Source organism: Paenarthrobacter nitroguajacolicus, from assembly GCF_007786235.1.
Taxonomy (GTDB): Bacteria; Actinomycetota; Actinomycetes; order Actinomycetales; family Micrococcaceae; genus Arthrobacter; species Arthrobacter nitroguajacolicus_A.
Genome location: NZ_VNFK01000016.1, coordinates 91,337 through 110,830 on the forward strand (window position 1 = coordinate 91,337; position 19,494 = coordinate 110,830).

General features: G+C 63.3%; 14 protein-coding genes. 7 read left to right on the forward strand and 7 right to left on the reverse strand.

The window, feature by feature from the left end; translation table 11 throughout:
• Window positions 1-187: 187 nt before the first annotated feature.
• From FQP90_RS18090 to FQP90_RS18105, 4 genes are all read right to left on the reverse strand, one after another.
• A complete protein-coding gene (locus FQP90_RS18090) occupies window positions 188-1,501 on the reverse strand; it encodes an RNA polymerase sigma factor (RefSeq protein ID WP_144652450.1) in 1,314 nt (437 codons plus the stop codon).
• A gap of 244 nt (window positions 1,502-1,745) precedes the next feature.
• Window positions 1,746-3,005: a DUF4192 domain-containing protein gene (locus FQP90_RS18095; RefSeq protein WP_144652451.1), complete on the reverse strand. Its 1,260-nt coding sequence runs from the start codon at window positions 3,003-3,005 to the stop codon at window positions 1,746-1,748.
• Window positions 3,006-3,100: 95 nt separating this feature from the next.
• Entirely contained in the window at window positions 3,101-4,468 is a 1,368-nt protein-coding gene (locus tag FQP90_RS18100) for an MFS transporter (protein WP_144652452.1), read from the reverse strand.
• A 35-nt stretch (window positions 4,469-4,503) separates the two neighbouring features.
• Window positions 4,504-5,442 (reverse strand): proteasome assembly chaperone family protein, encoded by a 939-nt coding sequence (locus tag FQP90_RS18105; RefSeq protein WP_144652453.1) that lies wholly within the window; start codon window positions 5,440-5,442, stop codon window positions 4,504-4,506.
• Between the two features lie 323 nt (window positions 5,443-5,765).
• Here FQP90_RS18105 and FQP90_RS18110 point away from each other — a divergent pair, with 323 nt between their 5' ends.
• The 4 genes from FQP90_RS18110 to FQP90_RS18125 all read left to right on the forward strand — a co-directional run bounded on the left by FQP90_RS18110 (window position 5,766) and on the right by FQP90_RS18125 (window position 11,318).
• Complete coding sequence (locus FQP90_RS18110) at window positions 5,766-7,289, forward strand: leucyl aminopeptidase (RefSeq protein WP_144652454.1); 1,524 nt, start codon at window positions 5,766-5,768, stop codon at window positions 7,287-7,289.
• A gap of 296 nt (window positions 7,290-7,585) precedes the next feature.
• On the forward strand, window positions 7,586-8,968 hold the full coding sequence (gene lpdA, locus FQP90_RS18115; protein ID WP_144652455.1) for a dihydrolipoyl dehydrogenase: 1,383 nt from the start codon (window positions 7,586-7,588) through the stop codon (window positions 8,966-8,968).
• 113 nt (window positions 8,969-9,081) lie between these two features.
• Window positions 9,082-10,827 (forward strand): 2-oxoglutarate dehydrogenase, E2 component, dihydrolipoamide succinyltransferase, encoded by a 1,746-nt coding sequence (gene sucB / locus FQP90_RS18120; RefSeq protein ID WP_144652456.1) that lies wholly within the window; start codon window positions 9,082-9,084, stop codon window positions 10,825-10,827.
• 137 nt (window positions 10,828-10,964) lie between these two features.
• The gene (locus FQP90_RS18125) at window positions 10,965-11,318 is read left to right on the forward strand and encodes a hypothetical protein (RefSeq protein ID WP_144652457.1); all 354 of its coding nucleotides are present in this window, start codon (window positions 10,965-10,967) and stop codon (window positions 11,316-11,318) included.
• Between the two features lie 94 nt (window positions 11,319-11,412).
• Here FQP90_RS18125 and FQP90_RS18130 read toward each other — a convergent pair whose 3' ends face one another.
• Window positions 11,413-11,796: a VOC family protein gene (locus tag FQP90_RS18130; protein ID WP_144652458.1), complete on the reverse strand. Its 384-nt coding sequence runs from the start codon at window positions 11,794-11,796 to the stop codon at window positions 11,413-11,415.
• Window positions 11,797-11,929: 133 nt separating this feature from the next.
• On the opposite strand from FQP90_RS18130, the gene FQP90_RS18135 reads away from it, so the two are divergent.
• Complete coding sequence (locus tag FQP90_RS18135; RefSeq protein ID WP_144652459.1) at window positions 11,930-12,361, forward strand: OsmC family protein; 432 nt, start codon at window positions 11,930-11,932, stop codon at window positions 12,359-12,361.
• A gap of 85 nt (window positions 12,362-12,446) precedes the next feature.
• On the opposite strand, the gene FQP90_RS18140 is transcribed toward FQP90_RS18135, so the two are convergent.
• Entirely contained in the window at window positions 12,447-15,935 is a 3,489-nt protein-coding gene (locus FQP90_RS18140; RefSeq protein ID WP_144652460.1) for a S41 family peptidase, read from the reverse strand.
• 85 nt (window positions 15,936-16,020) lie between these two features.
• On the opposite strand from FQP90_RS18140, the gene FQP90_RS18145 reads away from it, so the two are divergent.
• On the forward strand, window positions 16,021-16,920 hold the full coding sequence (locus FQP90_RS18145) for a TIGR01777 family oxidoreductase (protein ID WP_144652461.1): 900 nt from the start codon (window positions 16,021-16,023) through the stop codon (window positions 16,918-16,920).
• Between the two features lie 21 nt (window positions 16,921-16,941).
• On the opposite strand, the gene FQP90_RS18150 is transcribed toward FQP90_RS18145, so the two are convergent.
• Window positions 16,942-18,594, reverse strand: coding sequence for a serine/threonine protein kinase (locus tag FQP90_RS18150; RefSeq protein ID WP_144652462.1), 1,653 nt, complete (start codon window positions 18,592-18,594; stop codon window positions 16,942-16,944).
• Between the two features lie 149 nt (window positions 18,595-18,743).
• Between FQP90_RS18150 and lipB the strand changes: the two genes are divergently transcribed.
• The gene (gene lipB, locus FQP90_RS18155) at window positions 18,744-19,412 is read left to right on the forward strand and encodes a lipoyl(octanoyl) transferase LipB (RefSeq protein ID WP_144652463.1); all 669 of its coding nucleotides are present in this window, start codon (window positions 18,744-18,746) and stop codon (window positions 19,410-19,412) included.
• Window positions 19,413-19,494: the final 82 nt, after the last annotated feature.

Below are 19,494 nucleotides of genomic sequence, written 5' to 3' on the forward strand. Positions count from 1 at the left end.
TTGCTTTGTCGTCGCGTGCTGTTGCTTTGTCCTCGCGTGCGTGCTGCTTCGTCGTCGCGTGCGTGCTTCATCAATGGGCGCGTGCAGTCTTTGCTGTTGCCAGCCGCGGCCTGCATCATGACCAGCGATACAACGAAGCGGCCCAGCCGGGAGTCCGACTGGGCCGCTGCGCCGATGCTGGGACTGTTTAGTCCAGGTAGTCCCGGAGGACCTGCGAGCGGGACGGGTGCCGCAGCTTGGACATGGTCTTGGATTCGATCTGGCGGATGCGCTCACGCGTGACTCCGTAGACCTTTCCGATTTCGTCTAAAGTCTTCGGCTGGCCATCGGTCAGGCCGAAGCGCATTGCCACCACTCCCGCCTCGCGCTCGGACAGGGTGTCCAGGACGGAATGCAGCTGCTCCTGCAGGAGTGTGAAGCTGACCGCGTCAGCGGGAACCACTGCTTCCGAGTCTTCGATGAGGTCACCGAACTCGGAGTCACCATCCTCGCCCAAGGGGGTGTGCAGCGAGATCGGCTCGCGTCCGTACTTCTGGACCTCGACGACCTTTTCGGGCGTCATGTCCAGTTCGAGCGCCAATTCTTCCGGTGTAGGTTCGCGACCCAGGTCCTGAAGCATCTGGCGCTGTACACGGGCCAGCTTGTTGATGACTTCCACCATGTGCACCGGGATACGGATGGTGCGGGCCTGGTCTGCCATGGCCCGGGTGATGGCCTGGCGGATCCACCACGTGGCGTAGGTGGAGAACTTGAAGCCCTTGGTGTAGTCGAACTTTTCCACTGCGCGGATAAGGCCCAGGTTGCCTTCCTGGATCAGGTCCAGGAAGAGCATGCCACGGCCCGTGTAGCGCTTGGCCAATGAAACGACCAGGCGAAGGTTCGCTTCGAGGAGGTGGTTCTTGGCACGCTTGCCGTCATGGATGACGAATTCAAGCTCGCGCTTGAGCTTGGGATCCATGGATCCGTCGTCAGCGTTGATCTTTTCCTCGGCGAAGAGTCCTGCCTCGATGCGAAGCGCAAGATCGACTTCCTGCTCGGCATTCAGCAGGGCAACCTTGCCAATCTGCTTCAGGTAGTCCTTGACGGGGTCGGCGGTAGCACCGGCCGACATGACCTGCTGGACAGGCGCGTCATCGTCATCGGCATCCGAGTAGACGAAGCCCGAACCGGAGGGAGCAGCTTTGTCCTTGGTGGTCGCTGCGCTGTCCTCGGCGTCGTCGTCTCCGACTTCGACTTCCTCCGCAGCTGCGGGGTCAAAGTCCTCGTCCTCGGCGTTGGCATCCTCGGCGTCGGAGCCTGAGGACTTGTTCGCGGCTTCAGCGGCGGCCTTCGCGCCGGGCTTGGGTCCACGCTTCTTGGGTGCCGGCTTGTCAGAGTCACCCTCTGAGGCCTTGTTGGCGGCACGTGTGGCCGCGCGCTTTGCCGACGTGGCCGCCTTCTTTTCCTCAGCGGTCAATTCGGCCTGGGCGGCGGGTTCCTTCTCGACGGAAGACGGAGTCACAGAAAACCTTTCTAGCGGCGGTCTGTGGAATCACCATACGGGCAACACCACTATGACCCTGTCAAGTCCGCGATCAATTTCAAATGCGATCGCCGTCTGCAGAGTCTTTAGGTAGAACTCCCGACGGCGCTGAATTGTTCCCGAAATTCGGGCCAACTCAGGCATTCGAACGCGGACCCAACCGGGTCTCGGCATCCATTGTCTCACGGTTTTGCGAAACGTACGCCGGATAAAGCAGCATCCCCTATAGGACCGCGTCCTTCGGCCCTCGCCAAGCGGACGAAGGACGGCGTGCCCATTCGCAGACATTTCCCTGCCCCAGAATGTCCATCATCAATTCGGCCAATCGGTAGCCTGGGTGGGCAGCCTCCGCACGACTCAGGAAGGCGTGGGCGATGGAGCCGCTTCCCTTGCCCCAGGAGATCCATCCTTGGAGCGTCAGTGCCGCGGCGGCGACGACACCCGACTCGCCCTCAATGCTCAAGCCAGCGAGAACTTGCTGCAAAGCATCAAGATGGGCCCAACTGGGCACCGGGGGCTGCATTCCCAACAGGACATCGCCATAGGTATGAATGTCAGTCATCCAGTCCGACCCGCTGGGCTGTGTGGACTCAGGCTGAGCAAGAGGTGCAGCAATGCCTAGCTCTGTTGGATCGAAAGGCAGGATATCCACGCCGTCCTCGACAAACAGCCCGAAGGCTTCAGCACCCGACTTCGCCGACTCAATGCCGGCCGCCGCCATCACCAGTACCGCATCACGCCACGCCGGGACCTTCAGCGTGGTTCTGAGGAATCCCATGAGCCCGGCGTCATTCCCCTGCTGCAACAGATCACCGTTCACGGCCCTCGTCAGCACGTGCTGCCACACTGCGAGAACGGCATCCAAACAAAGCTCGCTGCGCCACCTTCCCAGAATGCGCTCCCCGAAGCGGGCCTCAGACTCAAGCACCTTGGGATTGAGTGCGCCGGACATGGCTGGCAGTGGTTTTCCGAGCCCGTTCTTGGGGGACGGCCCGATGGTACTCCCCCGGAACACCAGTTCCGCACTCAGTCGGCTGTCCTTAATACGTTGAACGGGGAGCCCGGGAAAGGGACAGCACGTCGTATCCGAGCAGTATGCGCTTCGCCAGTACAACGAACCGACCAGCCACGCATCCAGAACCGAAAGGTCAACCTGGTCAAGGCACTCCCGGAGGGCCTCAAGCAGGGGCATGTTCTTCTCAAGCACGGCGCCTTCAGTCCAGCCATCATCGGTATAAAGCGCAAGAACGACGCCGTTGGCGTCTTCGTCGGCGACGAGATAACTCCGGACCTGTTCGGCGAAGGCGGCGACGGCCCGCCGTGATGTGCCGGACGGCAGGTCTACCCGCAGCGTGGCACCAAGGACCTTCCCCTGCATCGTGATGGCCACAAGGCTGTCTTCCGGCCAGTAGCCCAACATATGGGGTATGTAGCCAAGGATGTCTTCGGGCTGGTGGATGCTGAGCGTTCTCTTCGTGGTCATGGCTCAAGCCTGCGCAACTCGCACCAGTAGTGACAGGGCGCATTCCGCCTATGTGGAAAAGCTACGGAGGTTGGAAGCAGCCGCCGCGTTTCGAGCTACCGGCTGTCCTGCTGACCGCCCGCAGGATTGGAACGGCCTGCGCGTCGCCGCTCGATCCGTTCGCGGCGCTGCTTGGCGAGAGTGGTCACCAGAGGAGGAACGTGGATCCCTTGGGTCGCCATTTGCCGGCGAACCTTGCGCCTGGTCACCAGGATGAGCACTGTGCCAATCCCCAGCAGCACAAACTGGACGCTGAGGGCAATCCGGAACGGGGCAAGGCCGTATAGATCGCCGCCCGAGAAACCGCTGGCGTACAGGAGGTCAAGTACCAGTCCAATGAGGTAGATCGCAACGAGCGCGGCAATGAAGCCTCCCACGTTGACGATGCCCGTTGCCGTGCCGATCCGGTGCGAGGGGTTGAAGGTCCGGGCGAAATCGAAGCCAATCATGGAGCCCGGCCCACCGACGGCCAGCACTACCACCAGGATCACCAGAAGCCACAACGGGGCACGTTCCGGAAGAACGAGCACTGCGGCCCAAGCCATGGCAGTGGCCATGGTGATCAGGAGGACCATCGCAGATCTGCGCATGGGATGCTTCGACACAAAGCGGCCAAAGCCAGGACCAGCCACAATGGCCGTTCCCACGAACAATGCCATCAAGGCCGACACGGTCCCGGCGTCGAGGCCCTGTGCTGATAAGAGAAACGGGTAACCCCAGGTCATGGCGAACAGGTTTCCGCTGAACTGCACGGTGAAGTGGCTCCATAGCCCAAGGCGGGTTCCAGGCTGTTTCCATGCCCGGGACAGTGAGACGCCGGTGGCACGCAGCCCCTGGCCCGATTCCCTGGGTGGGTGCCCTGGAGGAGCGTCCCGAAGCACCGCAAGGACCAGGATGACGGCAAGCACGGACATGGCCGCGAGTGTCAGGAACGCTGGTGTCCAGCCAGCCGTGTGAAGAAGAAGCGCAAACGGAACCACGCTGAAAAGCTGGCCGAGCTGACCGCACATCCCTGTGAGCTGGGTAATCAGCGGAACTCTGGCCGGAGCGAACCAAAGCGGAACCAGCCGAATCACGGAGATAAAGGTCATCGCATCGCCGGCACCCACCAGGACACGGCCCAGGACACCCGCGGGGATGCTGTCCGCAAACGCCAGCTGCAACTGCCCCAGCCCCATCAATACGGCGCCCCCGGCCACCATGGCCCGCGAACCGAACCTGTCCACCAGGACACCGACGGGTATCTGCAGCCCGGCGTAGACCAGGAGTTGAAGGACGGTGAAGAAGGATATGGCTGCAGCGCTGGCATGGAAACGTTCGGTAGCTTCCAGTCCTGCGACACCGAATGAGGTCCTTTGCGCCACGGCCACCAAGTAGGCGAACACGCCGATCGTCCAGATAAGCCAGGCGCGGGGAGCATTCACTCCTCAATTATGCCTGTCGGCGCCTCAAAGATGATTTATTGGGGCGAGTCTTTACGTGCCAGGTAAGCCTCGACCGCCGCACCAATGTCCTCGGCATTGGGCAGTTCATCATTCTCGTCCGCCAGTAGCGAGCGGCGGACGACGCCTTCGGATTTCTCGTCGTACCGCGTCTCAAGATTGGAAACCACCGCTTGTACTTCTTCGGAAGACTCGATCTGCTCTGCGATCTGACGCCCCACCTCACGGCCCGCTTCGCGGAGCCGGTCGGTGGGCAACATCAGTGACGTTGCTGCCCCCAGATACTCCAAACCCGCTACGGCGGCCGGAGGGTACTCGGCCTCGGACAGGTAGTGCGGGACATGGATAACATAGCCGGCAACATTGCGTTCGGCTTCCGTCAGCCTGAGTTCGAGGACATGACCAATGGCCGCCGGTACATCCACCGTGGGCTTCCAGCTGGAGATGCCTTCGATCAGATCCGGGCGGTTGCCGTGGACGGTCACACCTACTGGCCGGGTGTGGGGCACCGGCATGGGGATGGAGTGGATCCACGTCACCAGGTTGACGTCGAGCTTTTCGACGATTCCGACAACCGCGCGGGAGAACCGCTCCCACTGCAGATCCGGCTCAAAACCGGCAAGCAGCAGAAATGGCTGCCCGAGGCCATCGTGCAACTTGTACAGGCCGAGTTTGGGAGCGTGGTAATCCTGCAAGTGGTCCTCCACGAAGCTGATGTGGGGACGTCGCGAACGGTAGTCGATGAGCTGGTCGGCGTCGAACATGGCGATCACTTCGGCGTCGAGTTCCTCCAACATTTCCGCGTTGATCTGCCGGACCACATGACCGGCATCAGCAAAGCCCGTGAACCCCATGACCATGTTCAGCCCACGGAGTTCGGGGCTATGGAAGGTCTCGATGTTGCTTGCGTAGAGCGACTCGGGGTCCAGGAGGTAGCCGGATATCCGTTCAAACACGGCGTGTTCCTTTCACAGTGGCAAAGTTCGGGGTGGTTTCCGCACGCCGTCATCATGGCGTCAAAAGCACACCAAGGGGTGGCGGCGGATCCTATGTATCTGTACAACGCTGCACGTCCGACGGGCATTCCTGCCCATGGTGTGCCGCAGCTCTCATTTAATTGCTGTCCGCAGTGCTCTAGAGACTACGATCGAAACGGGCCGCCCCGGCGGCCCCTAAGACCAAGGCCGCCGTCGCAAGAGGACGTCGGGCGCGTACCGGGGCAGGCCGCCAAACATGCGGCCCCGCCATGCAATGCAGAGAGAAGTGAGGAAACATCCTCGTGGTCAAGACTACTGACATCATCCTGGGCATCATCGCCAAGGACCTGAAAAAGTCCCCCAGCGACGCACTTGTGATTGGAGTTGCGCAAGGAACTGACGGGCCGGTGCTGCTCCCTAACCCATTGAGCGCCAAGGCCGCCGAGTCCATCGCGGCTTCCCTCAAGCTCCTGGGGATCACCGGCGCCGCCGATCAGGCGCACCGCCTCCCGGGCCTGCCGGAAACGGGCTCGGGAATCCTGGCCCTGGCGGGCGTCGGCAAGTTGTCCGACGACGGCAGCCTCACCGCAGAGGCGCTTCGCCGGGCATCCGGATCCGCCGTGCGGCAGCTCGCCGGTGTCCCTTCGGTGACTCTCGCCTTCCCGACGCCTACCTTGGCTGACGTCGCGGCGGTCGCCGAAGGCGCGGCACTTGGCGCCTATTCCTACACGGAACACCGCTCCAGCACCGATGGCTTGAAGGCCCCGGTGGCGAAGGCCTTGGTGTTCACGGATGTCGACCCCAAGTCCGCGCAGCCCGCACTGGACCGGGCCATCGTGCTTGCGCGGGCAGTGAACGCTACCCGAACCCTCGTCAACCAGCCGCCCAGCCACCTGTACCCCGAGTCCTTTGCCGAATCCGCCAAGGAACTTTCCAAGGGCCTCCCGGTCAAGGTGACGGTCTGGGATGAAAAGCGCCTGGACAAGGAAGGCTTTGGCGGCATCCTCGGCGTTGGCAAGGGCTCCACCCGCCAGCCTCGCCTGGTCAAGGTCGAATATTCGCCCGCAAAGGCCACCAAGAAGATCGCGCTCGTCGGCAAGGGCATCACCTTTGACACCGGCGGCATTTCCATCAAGCCGGCCCTCGGCATGGGTGACATGAAGAGCGACATGGCGGGCGCCGCCGTCGTACTTAACACCGTCTTGGCCCTCGCTTCGCTGGGCCTGCCCATCAAGGCGACCGCGTGGCTCTGCATCGCAGAGAACATGCCGTCGGGCGCCGCGGCGCGTCCCGCCGACGTCTTCACCATCTACGGCGGCAAGACCGTGGAGGTCCTCAACACCGACGCCGAGGGGCGCCTGGTGATGGCCGACGGGTTGGTCGCAGCCAGCCTGGAGAACCCGGACGCCATCATTGACGTGGCCACACTGACCGGCGCGCAACTGATCGCACTGGGATTGCGAACAGCCGGCGTCATGGGCTCGGATTCCGTCACGGCGGCACTGAAGTCGGCAGCCGACAGGGCAGGCGAGCTGGTGTGGCCCATGCCGTTGCCGGAGGAACTGCGCCCCAGCCTTGACTCGCAGGTCGCAGACCTCGCCAACATCGGTGAGCGCAATGGTGGAATGATGACCGCCGCCGTCTTCCTCCGCGAATTCGTCGGCAAGAACGGCGACGGCCAGCAGATCCCGTGGGCCCACGTGGACATCGCCGGACCGTCCTTCAACAACGGCAGCCCGTACGGCTACACCCCCAAGCAGGGAACCGGCTGCACCGTCCGAACCCTGGTCGCCTACGCCGAGGACCTCCTCGCCGCATCCGCCTAGGCGCCACCCCCCCGCCCCCGCGGTGTGCGCGGGCCCCTGCAGATCACTCTTCAGGGGCCCGCGCAGCCCCGGAATTATGCGGCGTGTAGCGCTGTGTCACAAGTGAACGTGAGTCTCGACACAAGCGCTCCACAAACGCCCGCAGAGGGTGGAGCATGGGTAGGTGGTTCGCTAAGGTGAACTCGATAGTCACAAATGCAAGAGAACTTAGGTGCTGGCATAATCACGGCAGAACAAGTTCCAAAGACCAGATGGCACGCAGTCCCGTGTCATCATTCACGCGAGGGAGCGTTTTAGTGGCCGATCAGGCAACTGCGCAAGAATTCGACATCCTGGTACTCGGTGGCGGCAGCGGCGGCTACGCCACTGCCCTGCGGGCCGTACAGCTTGGGTTCACCGTTGGCCTTGTGGAAAAGGCAAAGCTCGGCGGAACCTGCCTGCACAACGGCTGTATCCCCACCAAGGCACTCCTGCACTCGGCTGAACTGGCCGACCATGCACGCGATTCCGCCAAGTATGGCGTAAACGTCACGCTCGACAGCATCGACATGTCGGCCGTGAACGCCTACAAGGACGGCATCATCGCCGGCAAGTTCAAGGGCCTCCAAGGACTCATCAAGTCCAAGGGCATCACCGTCATCGAAGGTGAAGGCAAGCTCCAGGGCAACAACACCGTCGTCGTGAACGGTACCGCCTACACGGGCAAGAACATCGTCCTGGCTACGGGTTCCTACTCCCGTTCACTCCCCGGGCTGGAAATCGGCGGCAAGGTCATCACCTCGGACCAGGCCCTCACCATGGACTACATCCCCAAGAGCGCGATCGTCCTGGGCGGCGGCGTCATCGGCGTTGAATTCGCTTCCGTGTGGAAGTCCTTCGGCGTGGACGTCACCATCATCGAAGGCCTCCCCTCCCTGGTCCCCAACGAGGACGCCTCGATCGTCAAGAACCTTGAGCGCGCCTTCAAGAAGCGCGGCATCAAGTTCACCACCGGCATCTTCTTCCAGGGCGTGGAACAGAACGACGACGGCGTCAAGGTCACCTTGGTTGACGGCCAGACGTTCGAAGCCGACCTCCTGCTCGTAGCCGTCGGTCGCGGTCCCGTGACCGCCAACCTGGGCTACGAAGAAGCCGGCATCACCATCGACCGTGGCTTCGTCATCACCAACGAGCGCCTCCACACCGGTGTCGGCAACATCTACGCAGTGGGCGACATCGTCCCCGGCGTCCAGTTGGCACACCGTGGCTACCAGCAGGGCATTTTTGTCGCCGAGGAAATCGCCGGCCTGAACCCGGCCATCGTCGAAGACATCAACATCCCCAAGGTCACTTACTGCGAGCCCGAAATCGCCACGGTTGGCTACACCGAAAAGGCCGCCAAGGAGAAGTTCGGCGACGATCAGGTCCAGACCCAGGAATACAACCTTGCCGGCAACGGCAAGAGTTCCATCCTTGGTACCGGTGGCATCGTCAAGCTCGTCCGCCAGAAGGATGGCCCCGTGGTGGGCATCCACATGATCGGCTCCCGTATCGGCGAGCAGGTGGGCGAAGCCCAGCTGATCGTGAACTGGGAAGCCTACCCGGAGGACGTGGCCCAGCTGGTCCACGCCCACCCCACCCAGAACGAAGCTTTGGGCGAAGCCCACCTCGCCCTCGCGGGCAAGCCGCTCCACGGCTAAGTCTTTACCCAAGACAAACGGGTCGGGTGCATGCGGCGGAATCTGCCGGATGCACCCGGCCCGGACCAGCAGAATTCATCCGCACAAAGATCAATAAGGAGAACGGGGACGACATGTCTGAATCCGTTAACTTGCCCGCCCTCGGTGAGAGTGTCACCGAAGGAACCGTCACCCGCTGGCTCAAGCAGGTTGGTGACCGGGTGGAGATCGACGAGCCGTTGCTCGAGGTTTCAACCGACAAAGTAGACACCGAAATCCCTTCTCCGATCTCAGGCGTCATCGAAGAAATCCTCGTCGCTGAAGACGAGACGGCTGAAGTCGGCGCCCCCTTGGTCCGCATCGGCGATGGCTCCGGCTCCGCCGCTCCGGCTGCTGAGGCTGCACCGGCAGAAGAGGCACCCGCGGCGCCCGCAGAGCAGGTTGCTCCCGCCGAAGAGGCTCCCGCGGCCCCGGCAGCTGAAGAAGCACCGGCTGCCGAGGCTCCGGCTGCATCCGGTGGCGAAGGCCACGAAGTAACCCTCCCCGCCTTGGGCGAGAGTGTCACCGAAGGAACCGTCACCCGCTGGCTCAAGGCTGTTGGCGACACCGTCGAGATCGACGAGCCGCTCCTCGAAGTTTCCACTGACAAGGTGGACACCGAGATCCCGTCCCCCGTTGCCGGTACCCTCCAGGAAATCCGTGTCAACGAAGACGAAACGGCTGAGGTAGGTTCCGTCCTGGCCGTCATCGGTTCCGGAGCAGCTGCACCGGCCGCCGCACCGGCACCGGCCGCTCCCGCACCTGCCGCCGAGGCTCCCGCAGCCCCCGCCGCTGCGCCTGCCCCGGCTGCTGCTCCTGCCCCGGCTGCACCGGCACCGGCACCGGCACCGGCACCGGCGGCTCCCGCGCCTTCCGCCGCTCCTGCCGCCGAGGCACCTGCTTCGGAATCCGGCTATGTCACTCCCCTGGTCCGCAAGCTTGCAAACCAGCACGGCGTGGACATCGCCGCTGTTTCCGGCACGGGCGTTGGTGGACGCATCCGCAAGCAGGATGTCCTCGCAGCCGCCGAAGCCAAGCAGGCCGCAGCAGCTCCCGCAGCATCGGCTCCGGCGGCAGCTCCCGCCGCCAAGGCTGCCGCTCCGGTAGTCGCCTCTTCACTGCGTGGCACCACTGAGAAGGCCCCGCGCATCCGCCAGGTCATCGCCCGCCGCATGCGCGAGTCCCTCGAGGTCTCAACCCAGCTGACCCAGGTGCACGAGGTCGACATGACCAAGATCGCCAAGCTCCGCCTGAAGGCCAAGAACTCGTTCCAGGCCCAGAACGGCGTCAAGCTCACCTTCCTGCCGTTCATCGCCAAGGCTGTGGCCGAGGCCCTGAAGCAGCACCCCAAGCTGAACGCTGCCTATGACGAGTCCAAGCAGGAAATCACCTACCACAACGCCGAGCACCTCGCGATCGCTGTCGACACCGACAAGGGCCTCCTGGTACCCGTCATCTCTGATGCCGGGAACCTGAACCTTGCTGGCCTGGCCGGCAAGATCGCAGACGTCGCAGGCCGTACCCGTGATGGCAAGATCGGCCCGGACGAATTGTCCGGTGGCACCTTCAGCATCACGAACATCGGCTCTGTCGGCGCTCTGTTCGACACTCCGATCATCAACCAGCCGCAGGTAGGCATCCTCGGCACCGGTGCGATCGTCAAGCGCGCCGTAGTGGTTGCGGACGAAAACGGCGATGACTCCATCGCCATCCGCTCCATGATGTACTTGTCGCTGACGTACGACCACCGCTTGGTGGACGGCGCGGACGCCGGCCGGTTCCTGCAGACGCTCAAGGCCCGCCTTGAAGAAGGTGCTTTCGAAGCAGACCTCGGTCTCTAAGTCATTGCACCTGTAGGCATTGCCTGCAGGATCAGAAGGGGCAGGTTGCCGGGGAAACCCGGGAACCTGCCCCTTCGTTTTGCCCACTCCGCGTGGCTTTGCTACGTGACGTAGAAGCAACTGGATAAGCTTGGGCCATGAGTATTCTCTTCAACATTTTGGTGTTCTTGCACATCGTCGGCGCAGCCATGATTGTGGGCTACTGGATCGCCACCCTCAAGGAGCCAACGGTCCACCCGCGCCAGCGCGATGGTGCGTTCCTTCAGCTCCTGACCGGCATCGCCATGATGGGTGTGATCCCCTTCCTGCCGGACGCCGATCCCAACTACTTCAAGCTCGGCGTGAAGTTCGCCATTGCCGTGGCCGTGGCCGTGCTGGCGGTCATCGGCTCGCGCAAGGTCAAGAACGGTGAAGCCGTGTCCACCGGATTGGCTCACGGTGTGGGCGGGCTTGCCTTGGTGAACATCGCAATCGCCACTCTCTGGAACTAGCTCCCACGCCTGCATCCCGGCGGCAACATGATGCAAGAGGCCGTCCCATCGTGCGCACAGCTCGGTGGGACGGCCTCCGCCGTTAAATACGCTGCTACTCCTGGGCTATGCAGAACTCGTTTCCCTCAGGATCATGCATGACGTCCCAGTGGAAATCCTCGATGTCGTGCCCCTCAACAAAGGTAGCCCCGAGCGACTCGGCCTTACGCCTCAGCGCCGCGGCATCGGCGTCGTGAAGGTCCAAGTGGAGACGGCGCCGCCCTTCCGTAGGTAGGTTGACCTGCTGAAACGCCAGTTGAGGAAGACCCGGTTCGGCCGAACGCAGCCAGATAAAGCCTTCGTGCTCCGCTGCAACGGGCATGTCCAGCAGTTCCGACCAGAAGGCGGAGAGACGGGCTGCATCCACGGCATTTACCATGATCGACGCGATTCGTGGGCCTCGGCGTTGCACACCGTCAGCGTGTTCTTCGGTATCCATGTGGCCAGTTTAGGGGTCACAATCCACTGACAGCGGAATGGCCGTGCAGTCCGTAAGCCAAGTCCCTAGGATGGGTTCCGGTGGCACCTGCCTACGGCTGGGTGCCGACTCACAACGACCCTAAGGAGTGGACATGGCAGCAACACGCACCGCACACACGGTTTGGAACGGCAACCTCATTGAAGGCGCCGGCAACACCACGCTGGACAGCTCCGGCCTGGGCACGTTCGACGTTACGTGGAAGGCCCGTACCGAGCAGTCCGGTGGTAAGACCAGCCCCGAAGAGCTGATCGCTGCTGCACACTCTGCCTGCTTCTCCATGGCCTTCAGCCACGCCCTGGCCGGCGAAGGCTTCACTGCCGAGGAAGTCAATACCAAGGCTGACGTCACGTTCGTCCCGGGCACCGGCATCACCGGCAGCCACCTCACCATGACCGCCAAGGTTCCCGGCCTGTCCGAAGAAGACTTCCGCCGCATCTCGGAGGACGCAAAGACTGGCTGCCCCGTTTCGGGCGCGCTGGCCAGCATCGAGATCACCCTGGACGCAACGCTGGCGGCGTCGTAACCCTCAGGTTCAGCTGCTGTACGCAAGAGAGCCCCGTTGCCTCCCCTCCACGGGAAGCAACGGGGCTCTTCGGCGTCCTGGCCCTTTACTGGGTCTTCTGTGGCCGCGAGGGCAACGGCGCCGGCCGCACTTTCCGGTAGCCCTCGCGGAGGGGAGGCCGGTCAGTAGGCAGTTCCTGGATCATTTCCTTGAGTGCGCCGATGCCGTACTCAAGCTGGGGATCCGTTCCGGCAGCGTAGGCATGTGGCGGGAAGAGGACTTCGATGTCGGGCTCGACACCCCGGTTCTCCACGTCCCACCCGATCCCGCCGCTGAACCAGGTGGCGTATCGGGGCTGCGTGACGCCCGTACCGTCGGCCAGGGCGAAGCGGTTGTCGATTCCCACGACGCCACCCCAGGTCCGGGTTCCGATCACAGGCCCAATGCCCCTCAGCTTCGACACCTGGGTGATGATGTCTCCATCGGAACCGGCAAACTCGTCGGTCAGGATAATCACGGGTCCACGGGGCGCGTGGTCAGGGTACGTCCGCGGCTTTTCACCACGTGGCATGCTCCAGCCGGTGACTTTGCGCCCGATCAGCTCGGCAACAAGTTGGGAGGTGTGTCCTCCGCGGTTGCGGCGCACGTCCACAATCAAACCGTCCAGCGCTGTCTCGGTGTCCAGATCGCGGTGGAGCTGCGCCCAGCCGTTGGCCATCATGTCCGGAACGTGCAAATAACCGAACTTGCCGTTGGAAGCCTCGCGAACAGTACGCCGGTTACCGCGGACCCAATCCTGGTACCGCAGCCTTTCCTCGTCACGGACGGGAACCACAGCTACACGCCGCTGGGCACCGGCCGCGTCGCCATGGCCTTCGCCGTTGAGCAGCGTAAGCTCCACTGTTCGGCCCGCCGCACCCACCAGTTGCATCGCTGGCGTCAGGGCTGCGGAAAGCTCGACGCCGTCAATCGCCAAAAGGACGTCGCCCACCTTTGCGTCCGCACCAGGACGCGTCAGCGGAGAGGTAGCGAGCGGGTCTGAGGACTCCCCGGCCAGGATCCGGGTGATTTCCCAGCCCTTGCCGCCGAGCTGCAGTTCAGCGCCAAGCCGGCCCTGGCCGTTGCGGCCAGGCTCGGTGACGGCGGCAGGCTTCACATAGGCATGCGATGTTCCCAGCTCGCCGTGGATTTCCCATAGCAGGTCAACGAGGTCATCGTGGGAACCAAGGCGCTCCACGATCGGACGGTAGCGCTTATGCACCGACTCCCAATCCTGACCAGCCATGTCGGCGGTCCAGAAGAAGTCGCGCTGCAGCCGCCAGGCCTCGTCAAAGGCCTGGCCCCACGCAGAGACCGGGCTCAGGATCACGCGGACACGGTTGAGGTCCACCTTCACCAGATCGCCGGAGTCCTCGTCCACCTTGCTGTCAGCCGGCACGGACGTGATCTGTTTGTCGAGGACATAGACAATGCGGCTGAGGTCGCCGGACAAACGGTAACTGTCCGCTGCGGCCACCAGTGTGGTTTGCTTGCGCTTCGCCAGGTCATAACGCACCAGTGACGGGGCGGTCTTCTTATCCTGCAGCGTGCCTTTTCCTTCACCGGTAACGCCTGCCAGTTCGGTATCGAGCCACAGCAGGGCGCCATCCCCGACAGCAAGATCCGAGTAGTTTCCTTGGGGCACCGGTACCGCGATGACGCGGTGGGCAAGTCCTTCCGGATCCACGCGCACGGCGGGGGCGTCGCCGTCGTCGGACTTCGCCGGGGTGAGCGGCGCATCCTCGAGGGTGTCAACGGAAGGACCAAAAGGCGACGGGGTGTCCGCCGCCAGGGCCACCATGTATGGCTTGATGGGGCTCGGGAAGGACAGGTCGAACGAATGACCGTCGTAGACGGGATCGAAGCTCCTGTTGGACAGGAAGGCGAGGAACTTGCCGTCGGGGGTGAACCGTGGAGATTCATCGCAGAAACGCCCGTCGGTGACATCGATGATGGCGATTTCTCGCTCAGCCGGGCGGCTGATCCGCAGTTTGCTGCGCGAGCCGAAGGCCGTGACGGGTTCGGACCAAGCCAGCCACTGGGAGTCGCTGGACCAGGCCAGTTGGTCAATGCTGCCGTCACCGACGTTGACCAGCCGGGTCAGTGTTCCCGTTGACGTATCTGCCACAAAGACATCACCGAAGGACGTGCCCACTGCCAGCCAGCGACCATCCGGGCTGGCTTCCAAGGCACATGCGCGGGTGGGTGCAGGGAACTCCACGCGAAGGTCGGCATCATCGGCCGGCGCGGGGGCTTCGGTTGCTTCCGTCCCGCCCACGGTGTCAGCGGACGGTTCGGCATAGGCTGCCTCGTCGTTTCCCGGGGACTGGCCAGCCGCAGCAGGGGCCGTCCCCTGTCCCACCACGTTCGACACTGAGACCGGCTTGGGGAGCGGAAGTGATTCGGCTTCGGGAACCGGCACATCGACCACAACCTTGGCCACCTCAACCGATGCCGAAACCCGCGAGGCAATGCGCTTGATGTACAGCGCTTCCACTCCCCCATGGTCTGCGACGTAGGCGAGTCGGCCGTCCGTGAGCGGGCGGGGCAGGCGGGCGCGAACGCCCGGCGTCGCCTCCACCACACGGGACGGACCGTCCTTGTGCCGTAGCCAGTGGAGGGTGCCGTGGGATTCCACGGCGCTGGCCGTTCCGGCGACATTCGGATACACGTCCCCCAGATGCGCGGACACCTTCAGCGGCGCCGGGCGGCGGGCTGGTGATGCCGATCCCAGCGTGATCTCGAGCTTTGTTGCCTCGGCGTCAGCGTCGAGGGAGGGAAGCATCCACAATTCCCCGGCAGACTCGAAGATGACCCGTTTGCCGTCCGTGCTGGCATGCCGGACATAGAAGTCCTCATGGTCGGTGTGGCGGCGCAGACCCGAACCATCCGGGAGCACAGAGTAGAGGTTTCCATAGCCTTCGTGATCCGAAAGGAAAGCGATTCGTCCCTGGACCCAGAGGGGATCGGTCAGGTTGCCCTCGATCTTCGGGAGGAGGCGCTCGAACTCTCCGTTGCCGTCGGCATCAATCCAGAGCTTGCCGGCCGTGCCTCCACGGTAGCGCTTCCACCAAGCGGGCTCGCGGGAAAGGACGCTCGCCAACACCACGGGCTTTTCGTCGCCGATTTCCGGCCCAAAAGCAACTGACTCCACAGGCCCGAACGGAAGCTCGACGGCGGCACCGCCGTCGAGCGGCAGGCTGTACGCGTACGTGTGGCGACCTTCGGCCTGTTGGAAGGCGCTGGTGACCACCACGTTTCCAGCGGCCGTGAATCCCTTTACTTTCGTGGTGCTGTGGCCAAAGTACGTCAACTGCCTGTACCCACCGCCGTCGACATCTGCGGTCACCACTTCAGGAGACGTACCGACTACGGCGGTCCACACCAGCCCCTTTCCGTCCGGAGTGAACCGAGGATTCCTTGCCGGCAGTTGCTGCGAGGAGACCCGCCAGGCGCGGCCGCCGGAGAGGGGCGCGATCCAGACGTCGTCTTCGGCCACGAAAGTGACCAGATCGCCGTGCACATGCGGGAAACGGAGGTAGCTGGAGGAGGTCATTGTTCGATCATAGTCAAGAGGCGCCCAGCGTTTGCCGCACCGACAGGCGTTTCCGCCACATGCCCTTGGCATGGTGAGATGGGTCATGCGAATCGTGATGTCCGGTGCGTCGGGAATGATCGGGATGGCCTTGTCGAATCAACTGGCCACCCAAGGCCATGACGTCATCCGACTGGTGCGCCGCCCTCCGAGGAACACGGGGGAACGAAGCTGGGACCCAGCCAGGGGCGAACTCGATGCCGGCGTGCTGGACGGCAGTGACGCTGTGGTCAACCTCTCAGGCGCCGGAATAGGAGAGCGCCCATGGACACGACGGAGGATCAGGGTCCTTCGGGAATCCCGCTTGCAGGCAACGCAAACTCTCACCGCTGCCATGCGACGGCTCGGCACACCGCCCGCATCATTCATCAGCCAATCCGCTTCCGGCTACTATGGCGCCTCACGCGAAGGTGTCCTGCGTGAGGACTCCGGCCACGGCGGGGGTGTCCTTGGCCCCCTGTGCGTAGATTGGGAACGCGCCGCTCGGACGGCGCCGGCGAGTGTGCGGGTTGTCAATCCCAGGACGGGCGTCGTACTCAGCACCTCCGGTGGTGCGCTCGGGCCACTGCTCCCCCTGCTGAAGCTTGGTTTGGGTGGCCCGTTCGGGAACGGCCGACAGTACTGGCCGTGGATCACCCTTGCCGACGAAGCGGCAGCCCTTGCCTACCTCCTGACATCGGACCTCGAGGGGCCGGTGAATGTGTGTGCTCCAGAAAGCGCAGACGTGAACGCAATTGTGGCGGGTATCGCGAAGGCCTTCCACCGGCCCGCTTTTTGCCGCGTGCCACGACCAGCCCTGCGCTTGGTCCTGGGCCAGCTCGCAGACGAACTCGTTTTGGCGAATCAAAGGATGGAACCCGCCCGATTGTCGGAAGCAGGGTTCCAGTGGCGGCACCCCTTGCTGTCTGATGCCATGGCTTGGCTGACTGAGGACAAGGCCCGCTGAACAACCCTGCGGCACGATCGTTCAGTCTGCGGTGACGGGCCCGAGAATCTCCAGGACCCACCAACGCCCCGCCGAGCGGACCAGGTGCAAACGGAGTTGCTGTGGAGCTACCGGCTCCTGCGCCCGAACCTTGGCCCCCGTTGTAAGGCGTTCCTCATATCCGGATGTGGCAGCACTGAGACTGACCAGCACATGGTCTGTTTGCGGGGAGTCGTCCACCGTCACGCCGGACAGCGTGGTGACTAGTCCTGCGAACACGGTGCCGGACTCGCGGAGGTAGTCCCCCACCTCCTTATCAGCAGCCTCGGCCGGCGACCCTGGCGCGTTAACCAACGCCAACACCTCAAGGCGTCCCTCACCCAATGCAAGGTCACGCACTGCCGCCAACGCCGAGACCGCAACTTCAGGGTCCTCGGAATGAAGCCCTTGGGCGAGCCTCGCCGGAAGTTCGACGGAGGGCGGTCCACCCGGCGCCTTCCGGGTCGTGGCCAAGGGATCCTCCAGTGGTGCCAGGTTCAACGCCGGCGCCGGAGGTTGGTTCTGCTGCCAAACGGCCCACGACCCAGCACCGACCAGCACGGCCGCCGCGACCGAGAGACCCAGACGGAGACTGAGACCAACAGCTTTAGGCCGGCCCTTTAAAGGTCGGCCACGGCCTTCACGTGAGGGTGCGGACCTGGGCATGTGCTTGGGCTTGGGCTGAAACCCGCGAGTCAGGGCGATCCGCCACGCCACCACCCAACGCGGCGTCCGGCGCCGTGCTCGACGCAAGGCTTGACGCCGTGTCAAGAGTTCAGGAATGACGGAGTGGTGCACAGACCCTGACAAGTCCAACGCCTCAGGGCCGGCACTTCTGAAGACCGCCGTACTGAATTCACGGGCGGACGGCCGCCGCTGGGGATCGGGGTCCAGTGCCGCTTCCAGGGCTGCGGTGAGGGCTTTGGGCACGTCGGGCGCTACCAGGGACAGCGGTGGGCGGTGCCGCTCCACCCCAGGGACGGCCCCAGTCAGGCAATACCATCCCACCGCCGCGAGGGAATACACGTCGCGCTGCGGCAGGAGTTCGCGCCCTGCTGCGCTCCCCTCGCCCAAGGCAATGCTTGCAGGGTCCAGAAAACCTTGCGTCCCAACGTCCGCATTCCCGTGCGGGTCGCCCACCCGGGCGGCAAAGCCGAGGTCCGCCAAGAGGGGCTTTCCTTCGGCGGTGAACAAGATGTTTGCCGGTGATACGTCCCCGTGCACCGTTCCGCTGCCATGCAGGTAGTCCAACACTTGGGCAATAGGCGTCAATATGGTGATGGTTTCACCAACAGGGAGTCTCCCCCGCCCGGACATGAGGTTGGCCAGACTGCCGCCCGCCGCGTAGTCCATGACCAGGCCATAGGATGCCCCAGGCGTTCCACCCACCTGGAGCAGTTCGTGAACACGGACAAGATGCTCATGCCTGAGCCCGGAGAGGAGTCGAAGTTCGCGCGTTACCTCATCAAGCACCGTCCGTTGCAACGCCGGACCATCCGGTTCCCGGGCCCCGAAGCACTTGACTGCGAACCGTGCCCCATCCTTGTCCCGGGTCACGAGCCACACTGTAGAACTGCTGCCCCGACCCAGTTGGCGGGACGTGGCATAGCCCGGAATGAGGGGCAGCACGGCAGCGGTAGTATCCAGAGTTTCCATAGACAAGGTTTACCGGAAGCCGGGATTTCCCGCAGAAGTTATCCACAGGCAGTCCGTCGGCGGGGGCTGAGGCCCGACAGTTCCGGATGCGACTGAGAGCTTCACCACAAAACGATGGCCAGTCTCCTGCTGGGTCTAAGCTTGAACCCATGACTCTTGAGTTTTCACAACTGGGTCTCGCCCCTGATTTCGTTGACTATGTGCAGGGCTGGGATCTGCAGCGCGAGATCCACAACAAAGTTGTTGCGGGCGAGAACAACAGCACCGTCCTCCTTCTTGAGCACGCCGCCGTCTACACGGCCGGTAAGCTCACTGAAGACCACGAGCGCCCCTTTGACGGCACGCCCGTTGTTCCCGTGGACCGCGGTGGCAAGTTAACGTGGCACGGCCCTGGACAGCTGATTGCTTATCCCATTCTCAAGCTCAAGAACCGCGCGGGCATCCGCGACTACGTGGAGCGTCTTGAAGCAACCATGATCGCCGTCATCAAGGACTACGGCATCAACGCAGTGACGGTCAAGGGACGCGCTGGAGTCTGGATCCTGGCTGATGACAAAGGTCCGGACCGCAAGATTGCCGCCATAGGCATTCGAGTCCTGGACGGCGTCACCATGCATGGTGTTGCCATCAACTGCAGCAATGACCTCGCTCCCTACGCGCAGATCATCGCCTGTGGAATCACCGACGCCAGCGTCACCACCATGTCGCTGGAAACCGGCCGAACCATCAACCCGGCCGACATCGTTGACCGCTTCGTGGAAGAATTCCGCAAGCACGAAGAAGCACTCGTTTCCACCCCCGAAGGAGCACTACAGTGACCTTGGCACCTGAAGGCCGTAAGTTGCTGCGCGTTGAGCAGCGTAATTCTGCGGTACCGGTTGAACGTAAGCCTGAGTGGAT